Here is a 19,241-nt window from a genome sequence, read left to right on the forward strand (position 1 = left end):
GACAGCCTCGCTCGATCGTTCAGGTCGAAACGAAGCTATAGCAACATGAAATAATCAGAGCTTCAGACTCGAGCAGGCGATAACTCAGCTTTGACGGAGGGCGGGCTGACCCTTTGGTGAAGAAATGCGCCGTCATCGGCCGGCTCAACCAATGAAATGTGCTTTGACCCAATAAAAGCCGGCGCGTGGCCAAGCTGGAGACATGGCCGGTCCCGGGGTCCAAGCAATGTCCTGCTCATCCCCAGTATTTCGCCCGGGCCCGGCGCCGGATCATAGGTGGAAGTACAGCAAAGGCACCGGAGCGCAGGACGGCGGCATTCCGCTCGACACCGGAACAGCTAAGCCGGCGAGATCGCGAATCTGGCCTGTCGTGCTTGAAGAACGATTCCTACGACGGAGGCGCCGCTTCAGGAACGCGATCGGGGAAGCCCAAAAGCGGGATGCGCTTCTGGGCCGGATCCCTTAGCGGACGATGACCTTCGTGTTCAGGGCAACGCGGTTATAGAGGTCGACCACATCGATGTTGCGCATCCGGATGCAGCCCGAGGACACCGCGTGGCCGATCTTCTCCGGCTCGTTCGTGCCGTGGATGCGATAGAGCGTGTCCTTGTTGCCCTCATACAGGTAGAGCGCTCGCGCGCCGAGCGGGTTGTCGGGACCGCCCTTGGTATATTGGACGTGCGGCCAGCGGGCCTTCATCTCGGCCGGGGGGTGCCAATCCGGCCACTCCGCTTTGCGGGCGATGGTGGCCGTGCCGGTCCAGCCATAGGCCTCGTCGCCGACGGCGACGCCGTAGCGGATCGCCTTCTTGTTGGCCTGAACGTAGTAGAGCTGGCGTTCCTTGGTATCGACCACGATGGTGCCCGGCGCCTCGCCCGTGGGATCGTCGATCAGGTAGCGCCCGAAGCGCGGATCGTCCTCGGCCTTCGGCACCTGCGCCATCCACTCGGAGTCGCGGGCCGAGACCTGGGGGTCCGGGACGCCTTTGAAGTTGCACCCGGCCAGAGCCGTGAGCATTGCCAAAAGAAGGGGCAGACGGAAAAGGCGCATCGTGTAAAGCTCTGCAGTCTTAAGCGGGGGCGAGACAAAATTTCGTTTCAGGCCGGGTTATAGGCCGTGACGTCGTTGAGTCGAATCGAAACACACCATGGCACGGCTCCGCACCGAGAAGTGTTGCATCGCAACAACATAGACAGCCGCTCGTGACGCTGCGACACTCGCGGCGGTCCTTATTCAAGAACGCTCATGTCCACGCTCTACATTGCCCATCCGGCCAGCCTTGATCACCAGACACCTCTTGGGCATCCCGAACGGCCCGACCGCATCCGCGCCATCGAGCGCGCACTCGAGAAAGAGCGGTTCACCTCGCTCGTCCGCGAGCAGGCGCCGATGGCCGAGATGGAGAGCCTCGCCCTCGCCCATCCGCAAGACTACATCGTCCGGCTCCGGGACATCAGCCCCCGAGAAGGGTTAGTCCGAATCGACGAGGATACGGTGATGTCGCCGGGCACCTACGAGGCGGCCCTGCGCGGCGCCGGCGGCGCGGTGATGGCGGTGGACGAGGTCATGTCCGGCCGGGCGGCCAACTCCTTCGTGGCCATGCGCCCGCCGGGGCACCACGCCGAACGCATCCGGGCCATGGGCTTCTGCTTCTTCAACAACGCAGCCATCGCCGCGCGTCATGCCCAGAAACGCCATGGCGCCGAACGGGTGGCGATCTTCGACTGGGACGTCCACCACGGCAACGGCACGCAGGACATCTTCTGGTCGGATCCGAGCGTGCTCTATTGTTCGACCCACGAAGCGCCCCTGTACCCGGGGACCGGCAAGCTCTCCGAAACGGGCGAGCACGGCACCATCGTCAACGCGCCCTTGAACGCGGGCGACGGCAGCGAGGCGTTCCGGGACGCGCTGGATACCGTCATCCTGCCGCGCATCGATGCCTTCGCGCCGGATCTGATCGTCATCTCGGCGGGATTCGACGCCCATTGGCGCGACCCGCTCGCCAGCCTGAACCTCACGGAATCGGACTTCGCCTGGGCGACCCAGAGGCTTATGGATCTCGCCGATCGCCATTGCGGCCAACGGATCGTCTCCGTTCTCGAAGGCGGCTACGACCTCGAAGGCCTGGCGAGATCGACCGCCTTCCACCTCGACGCCCTCATGGGGCGCGAGACGGGGGCTTGAGCGAGATCGAGCCTAGCGCACCCGTCAATGACACCCTCTCCCGTCATGGCCGTCCCTGGACTTGATCCGGGGATCAGTCCCGGCCATCCCGATACGGAAAAAGCGCCGAGCTTCAATTCATCGGGATCACCGGCACAAGGCCGGTGATGACGTGAGGAGTTGTCACACTGCCTGTCCGGGCAACTGACCTCAACACTCGATCGGCTCGTCCCCCAGCAGCTCGATGCCGAAGCCGCTCAGGCCCACATAGGAACGGCTCGAGGTGGCGAGATTGCGGATCGACGCGACGCCGAGATCCCGCAGGATCTGCGCACCGAGGCCGATCTCGCGCCACTGGCTCGAGCGCATGGCTTCCGATCCCGTGTCTTCGGTGTCCGAGAAGGACGTGGTCGGTACGCCGGCGGTGCCGTCGCGCAGATAGACGAGCACGCCCCTGCCCTCCTTGACGAAAAGCTGCAGGGCGGCATTCACCGTCCTGCCGCCCTCGAACACGTCGGTGAGGGCATTGGCGCGATGCAGGCGCACCGGAATGTTCGTGCCGTCGCCGATGCGGCCATGGACGAGGGCGATGTGCTGCACGCTGTCGAAGGGCGTCGAATACGCATAGCCCGTGAACGGCCCCCATTGGGTCTCCACCGGGAACGTCCCGATGCGCTCGACGAGCTTTTCCCGCGCCTGGCGGTAGGCGATGAGATCCGCGACCGAGATGCGCTTGAGGTTGTGCTTCTCGGAGAAGGCGTCGATCTGCGGCCCCTTCATCACCGTGCCGTCGTCGTTGGCGAGTTCGCAGATCACGCCCACCGGCGGCAGGTTCGCGAGCTTGCAGAGGTCGACCGCGGCCTCCGTGTGGCCGGAGCGCATGAGTACACCGCCATCCTTGGCGATGAGCGGAAAGACATGGCCGGGACGCACGAAATCGGCCGCGCCCATGTTGTTGTTGGCGAGCGCCCGCACGGTGTTCGAGCGCTGCTCGGCGGAGATCCCCGTGGTCAGCCCGTGCTTCACGTCTACGGTGACCGTGAATGCGGTGCCGAGCGGCGCGTCGTTTGACTGCACCATCGGGTCAAGCCGGAGGCGGCGGGCCTCCGCGACCGTGAGCGGCGCGCAGACGATACCGCAGGTGTTGCGGATGATGAAGGCCATCTTCTCCGGCGTGCAGAGGGAGGCGGCGACGATAAGATCGCCCTCGTTCTCGCGATCGTCGTCATCCGTGACAATGACGATTTCACCGCGGGCGAAAGCCTCGATGGCTTCGTTTACGGAATGGGGCATCAAGGCCTCCTTGGCGGACTGGGGAAGAAAATCATTGGGCGTGACAGCCCCCCGGGTTTCACGGGCGATCAATTCGGCGGTGTCCCGGGAGAGCCAAGCCTGATCGTAATTGCACAGCTGGGTGACGGCGCCAGGGGTGACGCCGATCCGCCGCGCGAACGCGACGCGTGACACACCATTGCGCGACAACCATTCAGCCAGTTTCATGCCGGTGGCTTAGCGGATGAAGAGATTTTAGTAAAACTAAAATCTGCAATTCGGCCTTTGCAAATTCGCTGGAGGGCCGAGGGCGCCGGGTCCAGTTCCGTCGAGATCACCGGCCTTGTGCCGGTGCTCCCGATGTGGAGAAGCGCCGCGCCTCACGGATCGGGATGGCCGGGTCAAGCCCGGCCATGACGTGTGAGGGTGTGATGACGTCTGCGGGCGGATGATGGACGACGCCGGACGAGCCGCAGCCTTTCACTTCTCCCTCCACGTCGTCACCTCCTCCACGTCATCACCGGGCTTGTCCCGGTGATCCCGATCGGAAAGGTACAGCACCTCTCAGCATCGGAATGGCCGGCACAAGGCCGGCCATGACGTTCAGGTTGTGCCCACGCTCTTTCCTCTTCCTTCAACCTGCAGATGAGGCTGATGACGCCTGGGTGATCTCAAGCGTCGAATGGCCAGGACGGTCTCTCGCCGACCTGCCCCCGGTGGCGCAGAAGGTGGTCCGCCACGACGCAGGCGACCATCGCCTCTCCTACCGGCACCGCCCGGATGCCGACGCAGGGGTCGTGCCGGCCCTTGGTCCGGACCTCCGCCTCGGTGCCGGCGCGGGTGACGCTGGCCCTCGGCGTGAGGATCGACGAGGTCGGCTTCACGGCAAAGCGGCACACCACCGGCTGGCCCGTGGAGATGCCGCCGAGCACGCCGCCGGCATGGTTCGACAGGAAGGTGGGCGCGCCCTGGTTGCCGGGGCGCATCTCGTCCGCATTCTCCTCGCCGCGCAGGGCGGCCGCCGCGAAGCCGTCCCCGATCTCCACGCCCTTGACCGCGTTGATCGACATGAGCGCCGAGGCGAGGTCGGAATCGAGCTTGCCGTAGATCGGCGCGCCGAGACCCGCCGGCACACCCTCGGCCACGATCTCGAGGACCGCCCCGATGGAGGAGCCGTCCTTGCGCAGGCCGTCGAGATACTCCTCGTAGAACTGGGCCGCCTTCGCGTCCGGGCAGAAGAACGGATTGCGCGCCACCTCGTCCCAGTCCCAGTTGCCGCGGTCGATGGCGTGCGGCCCCATCTGCACGAGAGCCCCGCGGATGGTGATTCCGGGAAGCACCTTGCGGGCGATGGCGCCGGCCGCCACGCGCGCCGCGGTCTCGCGGGCCGAGGAGCGGCCGCCGCCGCGATAGTCGCGGATGCCGTATTTCACGTCGTAGGTGAAATCCGCGTGCCCCGGGCGGTAGGTCTCCTTGATTTCGGAGTAATCCTTGGAGCGCTGATCGACGTTCTCGATCAGGAGCGCGATCGGCGTTCCGGTCGTCACCTGCCGTCCCGTGCGCTCGTCGGTGAACACGCCGGAGAGGATCTTCACCTGGTCCGGCTCCTGGCGCTGGGTGGTGAAGCGCGACTGGCCCGGCCGGCGCCGGTCGAGCTCCGCCTGGATCTCGGCGGCCTCGAGCGGGATCATGGGCGGACAGCCGTCGACCACGCAGCCCAGGGCAGGTCCGTGGCTCTCGCCGAAGGTGGTGACGCGGAACAGGTGGCCGAAGGTGTTGTGGGACATGGCGCTTCTTCGATGTTCAGGGCGTCTTAAAACCAAAGCGCCCGGGTGTCACGCGCGATGCAACCTGCTCTTCGACCGGCAGGTGAACTCCTGCTGCGGCTTGAGCCGCGTCATTCCACGCGGATCCGGTAGGTATGGGTCATGATCGCCTGGGGACTGACCTCGTTCCAGCTCCATGGAATGTCGAGAACGACTTCGTCCATCCCTTTGAAACCCTTCTTGGGCGTATAGACGTAGGCGAGCCCCCGGACCTTCGTGCCGGGGCAGCGCGTGTCCTTCCCCAGCGCCTGTTCGTGCGGGCGGATCTGAAAGGTTCCGTTGGTCGGTGCCTGACGAACCTTCACGTCGGGAATGTTCGAGGGATAACAGGTGTCCACCTCGTAACCGAGGAAGCCGCCGATCGCGGAGACGGTGTTCGCCTTGACGGTTCGCTCGATGGTCTCGGCGGATGCTGCGCCCGTCAGCAGGGCCAACCCTGCTGCGACGGCAATGATGCGATACATGGCGGCCCTCCAAAAATGTAATTGAGTATCAATTAAGAGCATATTCTCAGGCGAAGCTCAACAATAGGCGGTATCCCGACGTGGAGAAGCGCCGCGCCTCACGAATCGGGATGGCCGGGTCAAGCCCGGCCATGACGAGGGAGCGTGGGACCAAGGCCGGTGCGGGACTAAGGACAGTATGACCAAGGACAGTATTTCCGGACCGGAGAGCGCGAAAGCCCCCGCACGGGTCGGGCATGCATCGCACAGCGCGTCTCAGCGGATCCGCGCCCCGGCCGATATCCGCCGGGATGCATAAACGGTCCGCGGGTGCCTCGGCGTCCCGGACCAGTCATCCCTCCAAGGCGGAGGGAGGACGGTCTCGCGCTCACCGATAGGGATAGCAACGGGCGCGGTCGAGGGTGAGGCCGAAATGCCTGGCCAGTCCCAGAATGGCGTCGCCATGCTCCGGATAGGGATCGTGGTTCTCGGGGCCGACGACGATGCTTCTGAAACCCGGATCGTCCTCGCCGCCCGGCGGCAGCATCGCCGTGACGAGCGCCTTCCCCTCCTCGTCCCGCAGGGTCAGGAACAGGGGCATGGAACGCTGCACATGCGCCCTGAGACCGATGTCCCGCTCGATGAAGGGGCTGGAGGTCGCCTGGTAGCCATTGGCAGCCGCCTCCCAGGCGTGGCGGAAGTGCTTCTCGACCGCGTGGCCCATCGTGTCCGATTCAAGAGCCGCCTCGCCCTCGGTCTCGATCCGGAACCACGTCTTCGCCCCCGGGGCATCGCAGATGTATTGCATACCCCGTCAACGCGGGAGGCCCGGGATAAGTTGTCTCGGTGCCTGCCCGTCACGCCCAGCGGTAATTGCGTCCCTCGATGACGAGCACCCTGCCCTGCCAGATATCCATGCTGGCGGCCTGACGGGACGAGACACCGCAGCAGATCGACAGGAAGGCCCGGGCGACACCGCCATGGGCGACGATCACCGTATCGCGGGTGAGATCGTCCAGAATCGGGCGGATGCGGTCGACCAGCATGGCGTAGCTCTCGCCGCCGCCGGGCGGAGCGTAATGCCACTTGTCCTGCTCGCGAAGCGCCGCCAGCGCCGGCTCGGCCTTGCGGACCTCCTTCCAGGTCATGCCCTCCCAGACGCCGAAGGTCAGTTCGACCAGGCGCTCGTCGAGCCTGTAGCTCTCGGGATGCAGACCCAGGGTCTTGCGCAGGATCTCCATGGTCTCGCGGGTGCGGATCATGGGGCTCGCCACATAGGCGAGGTCTTCGACATGCGGCACGAGACCCTGGAGCTTGCGCGCCGCCTCTTCGGCCTGGACGCGGCCGACATCGTTGAGCGGGATGTCCTTCTGGCCCTGGAGCCGTCCCTCCAGATTCCAGTCCGTCTCGCCATGGCGAATGAAGTAGATCTTGGGGCGGGACGGGGTCACGGCTTCAAATCCGATACGCTTAGGTGACGGGATACGCTGACGTTACTCTTTATCGAGGGAGAGATCCGGCGCGTCCGGGTTCTTCATGCCGACCACGTGGTAGCCGGCATCCACGTGCAGGATCTCGCCGGTCATGCCGCGGGACATGTCCGACACGAGATAGGCGGCCGTCTCGCCGACCTCCTCGATGGTGACCGTGCGGCGGAGCGGCGAGTTGTATTCGTTCCACTTCAGGATGTACCGGAAGTCGCCGATGCCGGAGGCGGCGAGCGTCTTGATCGGGCCGGCCGAGATGGCGTTGACGCGGATGTTCTTCGGCCCGAGATCGGCCGCCAGATAGCGCACCGAAGCCTCGAGCGCCGCCTTGGCCACGCCCATGACGTTGTAGTGCGGCATCCACTTCTCGGCGCCGTAATAGGTCAGCGTCAGCAGCGAGCCGCCGTCGTTCATCAGCTTCTCGGCCCGCTGGGCGATGGCCGTGAAGGAATAGCAGGAAATCAGGAGCGACTTGGTGAAGTTGCCCTCGGAGGTCTCCACATAGCGGCCGGTGAGTTCGTCCTTGTCCGAGAACGCGATGCAGTGGATCACGAAGTCGATCGAGCCCCAGAGGCTCTTCACTTCCTCGAACACCGCATCGATGGTGGCGCCGTCCGTCACGTCGCAATGGCCGACGACCGCGGCGTCGAGTTCCTTCGCCAGGGGCTCGACGCGCTTCTTCAGGGCATCGCCCTGATAGGTGAAGGCGAGTTCCGCTCCGTGCTGGCGAGCAGCCTGCGCAATGCCCCAGGCGATCGAACGGTTGTTCGCCACGCCCATCACCAAGCCACGCTTACCGGCCAGGATGCCGGTGGCCTTCGTCTCCGCCATGATTCACCTAGATCGTCGCTGGACAGGTCAATAAAGAACGGCCTCTTTAGCCGACCCGGCGACCCCGGGGAAGCCCTCTTGGCAGTCGTTTATCCGATCCGGCCGCCTGGAGCGACAATCCCCGCCACGTCATCACCGGCCTTGTGCCGGTGATCCCGATGGGAAAGGCGCTGCGTTCCACAGGATCGGGATGGCCGGGACAGGCCCGGCCATGATGTGCGGAGGACATTATCTATCCTACTTCGCCTTGGCCGAGCGCCGCTTGCGGGCATAGTCGATCAGCTCCTCGTCCACGACCTCGGGCAGCCTGATCTCCGTGGTCACGAAGAGGTCGCCGTGCCCGGTCTTGGTGGGCAGGCCCTTGCCGCGCAGGCGGAAGGTGCGGCCGGAATTGGTCATGGGCGGGATCGCCATCTCCACCGTGCCGGTCAGGGTCGGGACGCGGATCGAGCCGCCGAGGATCGCCTCCTCGATCTCGACTGGCAGCCGCAGGCGCAGATCGGATCCATCGGGCGTGAAGCGCTCATGGCGGGCGAAATTGATGGTGAGCAGCGCGTCGCCGGGATCGATCCCGGGAGCTCCCTGGCCCAGCCCCCGCAGGCGGATCACCTGGCCGTCGCTCACGCCCTTGGGGATCACCACGTCCACGTCGCGGCCGGTGGAGAGCCTGATGCGCTTCTTGGCCTCCTGCGCCACCTCTTCCAGTGTCACGGTCAGGGTCGCGGATACGTCCTCGCCCTTCTGGGAGCGAGAGCGGCTCTGCCGCGGGCTCTCGCCACCCTGGCGGAAGGCGTCGGCGAAGAACTGGGAGAAGATGTCGTCCCCGAGATCGGCCCCGAAGCCGCTCCGGCTCGAGCGGCGGGAGCCGCCGAATCCGCTGAACCCGGAAAAGTCCTCGGGCCGCGCACCGCCCCGCCCGCCGCCGAAGCCTTCGAAGCCCTGGAAGCGCGGCTTGCCTTCCGCATCGATCTCGCCCCGGTCGAACTGGGCACGCTTGCCCGCATCGCCCAGGATCTCATAGGCGGAGTTCGCCTCGGCGAATTTGTCCTTCGCCTTGGGATCGTCCTTGTTGCTGTCCGGGTGATAGGTCTTGGCGAGCTTGCGGAACGCCTTCTTGATCTCCGCTTCGCTCGCGGAGCGGGATACGCCTAGAACGTCGTAAGGGTTTCGCATCGTGGGATCCATGAACCGTCGGAATGGGAGCCTCTAGAGCATCGGACCCAAAAGTGGACATGCACTTTTGGGATCCATCCGATGCTCATCTTCTGAGCTCTGGCGCACCGTTCGGAGCGGACCCAGAGGGCCGCGTCAGCGAAAACCGGGTCCACTTTTCCGCACGATGCGCCAGAGCTCAACGGGTTTGACGGTCATATGGGCGAAGTGTTGCCCGTTTGCAACGCCGCAACCGGCTAAAGCTGGACATTGCAAGAGTTAGACTTTGGCTTGGCCCTTCTGTGGCTTGACGTCCTTGATCGCCCATTCGCCCCCAGAAGGCCGGCACGCCGTTCCGTGCAGGGAGGCCGTGGAAGGGCCGCTCAGTTGGGCCGAGAAGCTGCGGCAGATTTCGTCGTTCTTCACGAAAGGCGCCCCCACCGGCGTGAAGGTGCCCTTCATGGTCGTGGCGGGATTGTCCCACGACACCTGGGTGCCGGGACCCTGAGGATCGAGGGCCACTGCGAGCGCCGCCTTGGCCCGGCGCCAGTCCTCGTCGTCGAGATCGGCCGACAGGGGGGTGACCGCCTTGGTGCCGATGGCGCCGGTCGACTTGGGTTCGTCATCGTCCAAGGCGGAGAGACCGAAGGAGAAGCTGCATGCGCCCGTGGACAGGGCAATCAGCCCGACCGCCAACAGCTTCATGGCTTCGCTCCGGACAGCATCTGATCTATAACGGCGCGCATTGATCCACGTCACGCGTCGGATCCCCCAGAACCAAAAGTCACAGAACGAGATAAGACATTGAACCCGTTAACAACCGGTGACTTCACGGAATCGCAGGAGCCCTTCGCGCTCTTCAAGGCCTGGATGACGGAAGCCGAGGCCTCCGAGCCCAACGATCCCAACGCCATGGCGCTGGCGACCGTCGACGAGACCGGGCTGCCCAATGTCCGCATGGTGCTGCTCAAGGGCTTCGACGAGAACGGCTTCGTGTTCTACACCAACACGGAATCCAACAAGGGCCAGGAGCTTCTGGGCCAGAGGAAGGCCGCGCTCGTCCTGCACTGGAAGAGCCTGCGCCGGCAGGTCCGCGCCCGGGGCCCGGTGACCATCGTCAGCGACGCGGAAGCCGACGCCTATTTCCAGAGCCGCCCCCGCGACAGCCGCATCGGCGCCTGGGCGAGCCAGCAGTCGCGCCCGCTGGAAAGCCGCTTCGCCCTGGAGAAGGCGGTGGCCGTGCACACCGCGAAATACGCCATCGGCGAGGTGCCGCGCCCGCCCCACTGGACGGGTTTCCGCATCGCGCCAGTGTCCATCGAGTTCTGGCAGGACAAGCCGTTCCGCCTCCACGACCGGGTCGCCTTCACCCGCGAGGGCGAAGGCTGGCGGAAGGTGCGGTTGTATCCCTGACATGCATTCCCCGGCATCGGACCCGAAAGTGCATTCCACTTTCGGGTCCGATGCTCTAAAGGTCTGCGCCCTCTCACCTGAGAAACCCAGATGTCGTCCTCCGCCAGCAATTCCCGCCGCATCATGCTGCTCACCGGCGCCAGCCGGGGAATCGGGCATGCCACCGTCAAGCGTTTCTCGGCGGCCGGGTGGCGGGTCATCACCTGCTCGCGGCACGGTTTTCCGGAAAACTGCCCGTGGGAGATGGGACCGGAGGATCACCTCCAGGTCGATCTTGCGGATGCCCAGGACACCCGCCGCGCCATCGAAGAGGTCAAGGAGCGGCTCGCCGCCGAGGGCGGCTGCCTGCACGCGCTCGTGAACAATGCGGGGATCTCCCCCAAAGGTTCGGGCGGCTCACGGCTGGGAACCCTCGACACCAGCTACGAGGACTGGCTGCGGGTCTTCCAGGTCAATTTCTTCGCCTCGATCATGCTGGCCCGCGGCCTGCAGGACGAACTCACGAAGGCCAAGGGCTCGGTGGTCAACGTGACCTCCATCGCGGGCTCCCGCGTCCACCCCTTCGCGGGCGCGGCCTATGCCACCTCCAAGGCGGCGCTCGCAGCCCTCACCCGCGAGATGGCCGGCGATTTCGGGCCGCTGGGCGTGCGCGTGAACGCCATCTCGCCGGGAGAGATCGACACGGCGATCCTCTCGCCAGGGACGGAGAAGATCGTCGAGCAATTGCCGATGCGCCGCCTCGGCACTCCGGACGAGGTCGCCAAGGCCATCTACTTCCTCTGCACGGATGCGAGTTCCTACGTCACCGGCGCGGAGCTCCACATCAACGGCGGCCAGCACGTCTAGGCGGTGGATGATGCCGCTCCGGCACCCGGCACGAAGCCTCATGCTCGCGTTCACGGCCGTGCTGGTCATCGGCTCGATGCCGGACGCGCGCGGCCAGGAACAGCCCGGGAAGAACCCGTTCGCCGACCCGGACATGACGCCCTCCTACAGGGCGCAGTGCCATGAGGTGCGGGAGCTGACCAAGGATCGCGAAACCGGCGCGACCCGGATTGATTTCAGCGTGACCGGCCCCCTCGCCCTCGTGCATTTCGACGGCACGCTGGCCTATCTCGGCGTGTGCGGCACCGCGCCGGACCCGAAGGTGCTCTGCGTGACCTACCAGACCAACGACATGAAGGTCGGCGAGGTGGTGACGGTCACCGGCGGCTACAGCCGGCCCAATCCCGACTACATCGTCCTCGATCCCTGTCTGGCGCGGCGGCCGGACGAGACGGCCGAGTAGGACACCGTCAGGCCGCCTGAGCGGGCCACGCTCCCACATAGCGCGACTGAGGCCGGATGATGCGGCCGGTGCGACTCTGCTCGATGGCATGGGCCACCCAGCCCGCCGTGCGCCCTGCAGCGAACAGCGGCGTGAAACCCTCCCGGGGAACACCGAGGGCGTCGAGCAGAACGGCGGTATAGAACTCCACATTGGTGTCGAGCCGCCGTCCGGGCTTGCGGCGCTCCAGCACTTTCAGGGCCGCGGCCTCGACGGCCTCCGCGAAGGCGATGCGGTTGTCCTTCCCTTTCAGCCGTCCGACGGCCGCCTTGAGCACATCCGCCCGCGGATCGCGCACCCGGTAGATGCGGTGACCGAAACCCATGAGGCGCTCGCCCCGTGCGATGGCATCATCGAGCCAGATCTCCGCATTCTCGACACGGCCGATCGCGTCCAACATGTCGAGCACGGGGCCCGGCGCGCCGCCGTGCAGCGGTCCCTTCAGGGCGCAGAGCCCCGCCACGACGGAGGACAGGATGCCGGCCTGCGTCGAGGCGACCACGCGCGCCGTGAACGTCGAGGCGTTGAGCCCATGGTCGATCACCGTCACGAGATAGGTGTCGAGACCCTGCACCTCGTCCGCAGCAACGGGCCCGTTGCGCATCATGCGCAGAATGTCGGCTGCATGACCTGCGCCGGCATCGGGCTCCACGGGTCCTAGACCCTGCGCGCCCCGCACCGCCACGGCGGCCGCGACGCCGGCGGCCCCGACGGCCAGAGCGGGATGGTCGTCCTCCGCATCGGGCAGGCTCGACAGGAGCAGCCGCATGCCCTCGACGGGCGTGAGGCCGGCCAACCGAACCGCTAGCGGCGCAAGGTGCCCATAGACCCTCACCCGGGCATTGCCGAGAAGCGCCTGGGGATCAGCGATCCCCTCCGGAACAAGGCCGCTCCAGAGCATTGCCACGACATCCTCGAAGGCGACGCGGCCGGCGAGTTCCTCGAGATCGTGTCCGCCAATGATCAGGCGCCCGGCCTCGCCATCCACATGGCTGAGGGCGGTCTCGGCCGCCACGACGTCGTCAAGTCCAATGGTCATGCGCTCTCTCCTTCTTTGCGGGAGAGCTTCATGCCGGACTTGCCGGACCGTCAATCTTGAATCAACATATCAACATATGAGCACCGCATCCCTCGATCTCGCATCGGCCGAAGAAGCCTCGTCCCGCCTCGGCATCAGCCGCGCGAGCCTCTATGCCTATGTGAGCCGCGGCCTCATCCGCTCCTTTTCCTCGCCGCACGATCCGCGCCAGCGGCTCTATGCCGTGAAGGACGTAGAGACGCTGGTGGAGCGCAAGGCCCGCTTCCGCCGCCCCGCCGTCGCGGCCGCCACCGCGCTCGACTGGGGGCTGCCCGTGCTGGAAACCAGCATCACCCAGATCAAGGATGGGCGCCTGTTCTATCGCGGTCAGGATGCCGTCGCCCTGGCCCGCAACGCCAGCCTCGAGGACGCCGCTCGCCTGCTGATCGGCGGCCTGGATGAGGAAGCCTTCCTCCGCCCGTCCCGGATCCCGGGGCCCCTGCCCGGCCCGGTCCTCGGCCCTCATGCCTTCGTGGCACAGGCGGTCCGGCTCCTGTCGGAGCCGGCGCTCAAGGAAACCCGGGCGGCCGAGGTGGCGGCGATCCTTCGCCTGATGGCCGCCGCTGCCGGCGGGGACGATCCGGGTACCGTGCCGCTGCATGAGCACCTGGCCCGGACCTGGAAGGCTTCTTCGCAGGCGACGGACGCGATCCGCCGCGCCCTTGTCCTCTGTGCCGACCATGAACTCAGCTCATCGTCCTTCGCGGTGCGGGTCACGGCCTCGACCGGCGCATCCCTGCGTTATGCGACGATTGCGGGCCTCGTGGCTCTGAGTGGCCCCTACCATGGGGGAATGACGGAGCGGGTCAGAGCCTTTCTGGACGATCCCAGGGCGGCGCCACATCCCGGCTTTCGGCATCGCCTCTATCCGGACGGCGATCCGCGGGCCGAGGCTCTTCTGGAGAATGTGCCGCTGCTCGCCTCGGACGCCACGACCCTGAAGACGATCGCAACCGCCTCCGGCGGCTCTCCCAGCGTCGATGTGGCTCTCGTGATGATGGAGCGGGCCTATGGACTGCCCGTGGGGGCTGCGTTTACGGTCTTTGCCGTCGGACGCACGGCGGGATGGCTCGCCCATGCCATCGAGCAGCGCAGCCAGGCGGCCCTCATCCGGCCGCGGGCCCGCTATGTGGCGGCGGACGACCCATCTGCCCGGAAGTCTTCCTGATGACCAGCGACCGCCTCTATCCCTCCCGTCCGATCCTCGCAGCCTCTGTCGCCGTGCTGCGGGACGGGCACATCCTGCTCGCCGCCCGGGGCAAGCCGCCGAGCGAGGGTCTGTTCTCGCTGCCCGGCGGCATGGTCGAGACCGGCGAAACCCTGGGCGAGGCCGCTCTTCGGGAACTTCGCGAGGAGGTCGGGGTTGAGGCCAAGCTTATCGGCCTCATCGCCCCGGTGGAATTCATTGAAAGGGACGAGAAAGGCCATATAAAGCATCACGTCGTCATCGCCGCCCACGCCGCCCGCTGGGTTTCGGGCGAACCCCAGACAGGTCCGGAAGCAAAGGAAATCCGTTGGGTCACGGAACGGGACATCACCGATCTGCCGATGACGGCAGGGCTCACCGGGATTCTGGAACAGGCCTTCCGGCTCGCGCATCAGGACCTAGGGTCATGACGCGTGCGCGCCTGCTCCTCGTCCTTCCCGCCCTTTTGCTGGCCGTGCCAGAGCCCGCGGCGGCTCAGAGCTTCTTCGAGCGGTTGTTCGGCGTGCCCCCGAGGCCGCAGCCCGGCCAACCGGTTCCGCAGCAGCAGTATCGCCCTCAGCCGCAGTACCGACCGCAGCAGCAGTCACCCCAGCAGCGGCGCCCTCAGCAACAGCAGCAGAAACCGGCTGCTCAGCAGCAGCAGCCGCCGCAGCAGCAGGCGGAACCGGCTCCGGCAGTCGAGCCACCGCCGGCGCCGTACGAAAAGGAGTTGCTGCGGCTCGCCGAAATCATGGGATCTCTCGCCATGCTGCGCCCCCTCTGCAGCGCCCCCGACAGCACCGAATGGGGCCGGCGCATGCAGGTCCTGCTCGACGCGGAAGGGACGACGCCCGGGCGCCGCGAGCGTCTCGCCGGCGCCTACAACAAGGGCTATCGGGCCTATGCCCTCACCTACCGGATCTGCACTCCGTCCGCCCAGGAGGCTTCCGTGCGGTTCCTGGCGGAAGGGGAGCAGCTCGCCCGCAACATCACCGGGCGCTACGGCGGGTGACGATCGGACGCTCGTGTTCAGCGGACACTGAGCCGTCGGTGCATCATACGGCCGTCTCTGATCCGCAGGCTGCCGTCGGTGTTGCACTGGCGCCTCTTATCCACATTTTTCGATCCCACCCCTCTCGCGTTAACCTCCTTGCAAGGTGATGCTGGCGGTGGGTCGGCGCGAAGTCTAAGAATGATTCAACCGAACTCGCGCGCCGCCCCTCAAAGGGGCATGGATCATGAACGAAAACGACGTCCCTCTCGACGAGCTGCCCGAACTCAGCGCCCTCAAGCAGGCGGCCCTGAGCTATGTGACCGAGGCCTTCGCCGAGGCCGAGCTCGATGGGCTCGACGGCGATTGCATGGCCCAGGCGGCCCTTTTCGCGGCCTTCACCGAACTCGTCGCCACCTATGGCGAAGATGCCGTTGCGGAATATGCGGCCACCCTGCCGGACAAGATCCGCACGGGTGCGTTCTCGATGGCGATGTCGCTGAAGCATTGAGGTTGGCGGGGCTTCCACAAAGGAGGCTTTGCGATCAGCACATATCGGCGGCTCGAAGGAGCTGTTTGAATTGTGGTAACCTTTTAGGCCTATTCTAGCGGCCGAATCCTATCGGTGGCGCATGATGCGGCCATGTCCTCTCCCCGGCATGACGCGGGCAGCAGCCTTCCAGGACCGGCACCATGCACGTCAATCCCACTCTGAAGCAGGGTCTTCAAGTCTTGACGACCTTCACCTCGGACCAGGCCACTACCACCAAGACCACCGCGGCCTCCGACAACTTCGTCAAGACCGCCAACGGGATCTCAGGCCAAGCCGGCAACTCTCTCAAGCAGGCCTCCGCCACCATCGGCGGCGCAATGTTGAGCATGAGCGAGCAGAACGGCTCGTGACGCGATGAGGCTTTGCGCGACGCCGCAAGGCAAAAGGCCTACGCCACCGGATCGAGTTGGGGCGTCGAGGCGTATGACAGCATCGAGGACATGCCATCGTACATGCGGGAAAGCGCTGCCAGAGCCCAGGCTCAGCATGAGGCCGAAATGGCTAAACTGGCGACAGTGGCCGGCACCCACAACTGGAATAGCCAGGCTGCCCATCACCTTGGCGAGATCATGAGGCTCGAAAACAAGGGCATCCTCAATTACTGGTCCTACGATGCCAGCGGGTCGGCCAACATTCGACCCGGAAGGGCCGCCGAGATGCATCCCGCCGAATTGCGGGAAATCCAGACCTTCGAGAAGACATTGAAGGCTGCGGTCTCTGCGATCGGCGAAAACACCGATGTCACAGGGGACATCTTCGTTAAATACGAAGACGGCACGTGGAGCTGGGGCGTCTTCGAAGTCCGCGATAAGGACACCGGAGCGCTGTACTTCAATCACGACGGCAATGGGAAAGTTCAGTTCCACGATAAGGGAATGATATTATCCGAAGTCGACGCCAAAGTCGGTGGCGGCTGGTACCGTTTAGATCGAGCCGGCTACGAGACAGCCTTTCGGATCAATCTCTGGGATGACGTGTAAGAGATAGCATCAAGACCGATCCCCTATTCCTGGATTGTGCTCCATAAACAGGCTTATGCATTTGCGTAAGGTATCTGATCCACTGGCGCGCCGTAACGAACCGCCTGGGAAGAACGCCGGGGTCGTTCATGTTGCTTCATGACTCGGCGCCGAATGGGGATCAGGCGGCTCGCCTCTTCACGGACGAAGCGTCTCTTCGAACCGCACCACCTCGCCCTGTGACGAAGCCTCGAGCGAACCGTCCCACATCACCACGTTGCCGCGCACGATCGTGCCGATGGGCCAGCCGGTCACCTTTTTGCCGTCGTAGGGCGTCCACTGAGATTTCGAGGCGATCCAGTCGTTGGTGATGGTCTCGGTGCGCTTCAGATCGACCACGGTGAAATCCGCGTCGTAGCCGACCGCGATGCGGCCCTTGTTGGCGATGCCGAAGAGGCGCTTGGGTCCAGCGCTCGTGAGATCGACGAAGCGCTCGAGCGTCAGCCTGCTCGCATTCACATGGTCGAGCATCACGGGCACGAGGGTCTGCACGCCGGTCATGCCGGAGGGCGTGTTGGGATAGGTCTTGTCCTTCTCCTGGCGCGTATGCGGCGCGTGGTCGGAGCCGAGAATGTCGGCGACGCCCTCGTCGAGGCCCTGCCAGAGCGCCGCGCGATGCAGTTCGTCGCGCACGGGCGGGTTCATCTGGATGTAGGTGCCGAGGCGCTCGTAATCCTCGGGTCCTGCCAGCGTCAGGTGATGCGGCGTGACCTCCACCGACACGAGATCCTTGTGCTCCTTCAGCAACGCCATCTCCTCAGCGGTGGTGATGTGAAGCACGTGAATGCGCGCGCTGGTGTCACGGGCAATGCGCACGAGGCGCTGCGTGCAGGCGAGCGCCACTTCGGGCGAGCGCCAGACCGGATGCGAGCGCGGATCGCCCTCGACGCGCAGATTCTTCCGCTCGCGCAGCATCGCCTCGTCCTCGGAATGGAAGGCGGCGCGGCGGCGGGTGCGGCGCAGGATATCGGCGATGCCCTCGTCATCCTCCACGAGGAGCGATCCGGTGGACGAGCCCATGAACACCTTGATGCCGGCAGCACCCGGCAGACGCTCCAGTTCCGGCACGTCGTTCGCATTCTCATGGGTGCCGCCGACCCAGAAGGCGAAGTCGCAATGCATGCGGTGATGGCCGCGCCGCACCTTGTCGGCGAGCGCCTCGGGCGTCGTGGTCTGAGGGTCGGTGTTGGGCATCTCGAACACGGCCGTGACGCCGCCCATGACGGCCGCGCGGGAGCCCGATTCGAGATCCTCCTTGTGGTCGAGGCCGGGCTCGCGGAAATGCACCTGGGTGTCGATGACGCCCGGCAGGATGTGAAGGCCCCGGCACTCGATCTCCCGCCCGGCGAAGGCCTGAGACAGATCGCCGATGGCGGCGATCCGGCCGCCACGCACGCCGATGTCGCGCTCCACGCGCCCGTCGTGGTTCACGACGATGCCGCCTTTGAGGATCAGGTCGAAGGTCTGGGGCATGGCAATCCTATCCCTTGAGGCCGCTGCGGATCGGGCATATGTCACGCTCGTATCAGGATAAGGAGAGCGGGCACATGCCGTCAGTCCATCTGGCCGACCGGGGGGTGGTAAGGGTTTCGGGCGAGGACGCCAAGACTTTTCTCGACAACCTCATCACCTGCGATCTGGATCGTGTGTCTGCGCACACCGCGCGCCTCGGCGCTCTCCTGACCCCACAGGGCAAGATCCTGTTCGACTTCATCGTCTTCCAGGCTCCGCAGGAGATCGGCGGAGCCTATTATCTCGACGTTCTCAAGGTCTTCGCCCCCGACCTCGCCAAGCGGCTCGGCTTCTACAAGCTGCGGGCGAAGGTGACGGTCGAGGACCTGTCCGAATCCCTCGCCGTCGTGGCCGGCTGGGACGGGCAGAGACCGGATGACGAAGCGGGCCTCGTGGTCGAGGACCCGCGCCTGCCCGCACTCGGCTGGCGCGCCCTCGTGGCGGCCCAGGACGCTGCGGAATTCGGCGGGGATCCGGCCGAGGCGTACCACGCTCATCGGATCGCGCTCGGCGTGCCGGAGGGCGGCCGCGATTTCCTGTTCGGCGACGCCTTCCCCCACGAGGCCCTGATGGACCAGCTCAACGGGGTCGATTTCGACAAGGGCTGCTATGTCGGCCAGGAGGTCGTGTCGCGCATGCAGCATCGAGGCACGGCCCGCACCCGCATCGTGCCGGCCGTTTACGAAGGCGGCTTCGCGGCGGATGTCGGTGTCGAGGTCACCGCCGGGGCAAAGGCCCTGGGCCAGACCGGAACCGGCGCCGAAGGCAGAGGGCTCCTGATGATCCGCCTCGACCGGGCGGCCGATGCGCTCAAGGCCGGCGAGACGATCCGGGCCGGAGGCATCCCGGTGACGCTCGAGAAGCCCTCCTGGATCGGTTTTCCGTTTCCCGGGGAGACGGGGCCTCCGTCTTAAGTTCTAGTCGGGCTTGAGGAACCATCGGAACCCGGTCGGGGTTATAATCCACTGGGCCGGATTATATGCCG

General features: G+C 65.6%; 22 protein-coding genes. 11 read left to right on the plus strand and 11 right to left on the minus strand.

From position 1 onward, the window contains the following. Positions 1–462: 462 nt before the first annotated feature. Positions 463–1,050: a L,D-transpeptidase gene (locus KHP60_RS05810; RefSeq protein WP_213562635.1), complete on the minus strand. Its 588-nt coding sequence runs from the start codon at positions 1,048–1,050 to the stop codon at positions 463–465. Positions 1,051–1,245: 195 nt separating this feature from the next. Between KHP60_RS05810 and KHP60_RS05815 the strand changes: the two genes are divergently transcribed. Then, positions 1,246–2,187 (plus strand): histone deacetylase family protein, encoded by a 942-nt coding sequence (locus KHP60_RS05815; RefSeq protein ID WP_213562636.1) that lies wholly within the window; start codon positions 1,246–1,248, stop codon positions 2,185–2,187. 189 nt (positions 2,188–2,376) lie between these two features. Here KHP60_RS05815 and ribB read toward each other — a convergent pair whose 3' ends face one another. From ribB to KHP60_RS05855, 8 genes are all read right to left on the minus strand, one after another. Then, a complete protein-coding gene (ribB, locus tag KHP60_RS05820; RefSeq protein WP_213562637.1) occupies positions 2,377–3,666 on the minus strand; it encodes a 3,4-dihydroxy-2-butanone-4-phosphate synthase in 1,290 nt (429 codons plus the stop codon). Between the two features lie 443 nt (positions 3,667–4,109). Continuing rightward, entirely contained in the window at positions 4,110–5,225 is a 1,116-nt protein-coding gene (gene aroC / locus KHP60_RS05825; RefSeq protein WP_213562638.1) for a chorismate synthase, read from the minus strand. Between the two features lie 110 nt (positions 5,226–5,335). Further along, positions 5,336–5,728 carry a hypothetical protein gene (locus tag KHP60_RS05830; RefSeq protein WP_213562639.1) on the minus strand — a complete coding sequence of 131 codons (393 nt, stop codon included), beginning with the start codon at positions 5,726–5,728 and terminating at the stop codon, positions 5,336–5,338. A 367-nt stretch (positions 5,729–6,095) separates the two neighbouring features. Further along, positions 6,096–6,515: a hypothetical protein gene (locus KHP60_RS05835; protein ID WP_213562640.1), complete on the minus strand. Its 420-nt coding sequence runs from the start codon at positions 6,513–6,515 to the stop codon at positions 6,096–6,098. Between the two features lie 49 nt (positions 6,516–6,564). Beyond that, entirely contained in the window at positions 6,565–7,158 is a 594-nt protein-coding gene (locus KHP60_RS05840; RefSeq protein ID WP_213562641.1) for a histidine phosphatase family protein, read from the minus strand. A 42-nt stretch (positions 7,159–7,200) separates the two neighbouring features. Further along, positions 7,201–8,025, minus strand: coding sequence for an enoyl-ACP reductase FabI (fabI, locus tag KHP60_RS05845; protein WP_213562642.1), 825 nt, complete (start codon positions 8,023–8,025; stop codon positions 7,201–7,203). Between the two features lie 237 nt (positions 8,026–8,262). Beyond that, a complete protein-coding gene (locus KHP60_RS05850; RefSeq protein WP_213562643.1) occupies positions 8,263–9,198 on the minus strand; it encodes a DnaJ C-terminal domain-containing protein in 936 nt (311 codons plus the stop codon). Between the two features lie 258 nt (positions 9,199–9,456). Continuing rightward, a complete protein-coding gene (locus KHP60_RS05855; protein ID WP_213562644.1) occupies positions 9,457–9,882 on the minus strand; it encodes an RT0821/Lpp0805 family surface protein in 426 nt (141 codons plus the stop codon). A 99-nt stretch (positions 9,883–9,981) separates the two neighbouring features. Here KHP60_RS05855 and pdxH point away from each other — a divergent pair, with 99 nt between their 5' ends. The 3 genes from pdxH to KHP60_RS05870 all read left to right on the plus strand — a co-directional run bounded on the left by pdxH (position 9,982) and on the right by KHP60_RS05870 (position 11,878). Beyond that, the gene (gene pdxH, locus KHP60_RS05860; RefSeq protein WP_213562645.1) at positions 9,982–10,590 is read left to right on the plus strand and encodes a pyridoxamine 5'-phosphate oxidase; all 609 of its coding nucleotides are present in this window, start codon (positions 9,982–9,984) and stop codon (positions 10,588–10,590) included. A 123-nt stretch (positions 10,591–10,713) separates the two neighbouring features. Then, a complete protein-coding gene (locus KHP60_RS05865) occupies positions 10,714–11,436 on the plus strand; it encodes an SDR family NAD(P)-dependent oxidoreductase (RefSeq protein ID WP_213562808.1) in 723 nt (240 codons plus the stop codon). Positions 11,437–11,476: 40 nt separating this feature from the next. Continuing rightward, positions 11,477–11,878 carry a hypothetical protein gene (locus tag KHP60_RS05870; RefSeq protein WP_213562646.1) on the plus strand — a complete coding sequence of 134 codons (402 nt, stop codon included), beginning with the start codon at positions 11,477–11,479 and terminating at the stop codon, positions 11,876–11,878. A gap of 7 nt (positions 11,879–11,885) precedes the next feature. On the opposite strand, the gene KHP60_RS05875 is transcribed toward KHP60_RS05870, so the two are convergent. Continuing rightward, positions 11,886–12,956, minus strand: a complete 1,071-nt coding sequence (locus tag KHP60_RS05875; protein ID WP_213562647.1) for a citrate synthase/methylcitrate synthase — start codon at positions 12,954–12,956, stop codon at positions 11,886–11,888. 76 nt (positions 12,957–13,032) lie between these two features. Between KHP60_RS05875 and KHP60_RS05880 the strand changes: the two genes are divergently transcribed. The 6 genes from KHP60_RS05880 (at position 13,033) to KHP60_RS05905 (ending at position 16,705) form a co-directional block, all read left to right on the plus strand. Then, positions 13,033–14,163 carry a citrate synthase family protein gene (locus tag KHP60_RS05880; RefSeq protein WP_213562648.1) on the plus strand — a complete coding sequence of 377 codons (1,131 nt, stop codon included), beginning with the start codon at positions 13,033–13,035 and terminating at the stop codon, positions 14,161–14,163. Beyond that, positions 14,163–14,612 (plus strand): NUDIX hydrolase, encoded by a 450-nt coding sequence (locus KHP60_RS05885; protein WP_213562649.1) that lies wholly within the window; start codon positions 14,163–14,165, stop codon positions 14,610–14,612. The genes KHP60_RS05880 and KHP60_RS05885 overlap by 1 nt, the downstream gene beginning before the upstream one ends. Next, the gene (locus KHP60_RS05890) at positions 14,609–15,193 is read left to right on the plus strand and encodes a TIGR02301 family protein (RefSeq protein ID WP_213562650.1); all 585 of its coding nucleotides are present in this window, start codon (positions 14,609–14,611) and stop codon (positions 15,191–15,193) included. Before KHP60_RS05885 ends, KHP60_RS05890 begins: the two co-directional genes overlap by 4 nt. 226 nt (positions 15,194–15,419) lie before the next feature. Further along, positions 15,420–15,683 carry a hypothetical protein gene (locus KHP60_RS05895; protein ID WP_152714631.1) on the plus strand — a complete coding sequence of 88 codons (264 nt, stop codon included), beginning with the start codon at positions 15,420–15,422 and terminating at the stop codon, positions 15,681–15,683. A gap of 182 nt (positions 15,684–15,865) precedes the next feature. Next, entirely contained in the window at positions 15,866–16,075 is a 210-nt protein-coding gene (locus KHP60_RS05900) for a hypothetical protein (RefSeq protein WP_213562651.1), read from the plus strand. 12 nt (positions 16,076–16,087) lie between these two features. Continuing rightward, positions 16,088–16,705, plus strand: coding sequence for a hypothetical protein (locus tag KHP60_RS05905; protein ID WP_213562652.1), 618 nt, complete (start codon positions 16,088–16,090; stop codon positions 16,703–16,705). Between the two features lie 177 nt (positions 16,706–16,882). On the opposite strand, the gene KHP60_RS05910 is transcribed toward KHP60_RS05905, so the two are convergent. Continuing rightward, positions 16,883–18,217: a dihydroorotase gene (locus tag KHP60_RS05910; protein ID WP_213562653.1), complete on the minus strand. Its 1,335-nt coding sequence runs from the start codon at positions 18,215–18,217 to the stop codon at positions 16,883–16,885. A 74-nt stretch (positions 18,218–18,291) separates the two neighbouring features. Between KHP60_RS05910 and KHP60_RS05915 the strand changes: the two genes are divergently transcribed. After that, positions 18,292–19,170, plus strand: coding sequence for a folate-binding protein YgfZ (locus tag KHP60_RS05915; RefSeq protein WP_213562654.1), 879 nt, complete (start codon positions 18,292–18,294; stop codon positions 19,168–19,170). The last annotated feature ends 71 nt before the right edge of the window (positions 19,171–19,241 follow it).

It is taken from the genome of Microvirga sp. 3-52, assembly GCF_018383585.1.
Lineage (GTDB): Bacteria > Pseudomonadota > Alphaproteobacteria > Rhizobiales > Beijerinckiaceae > Microvirga.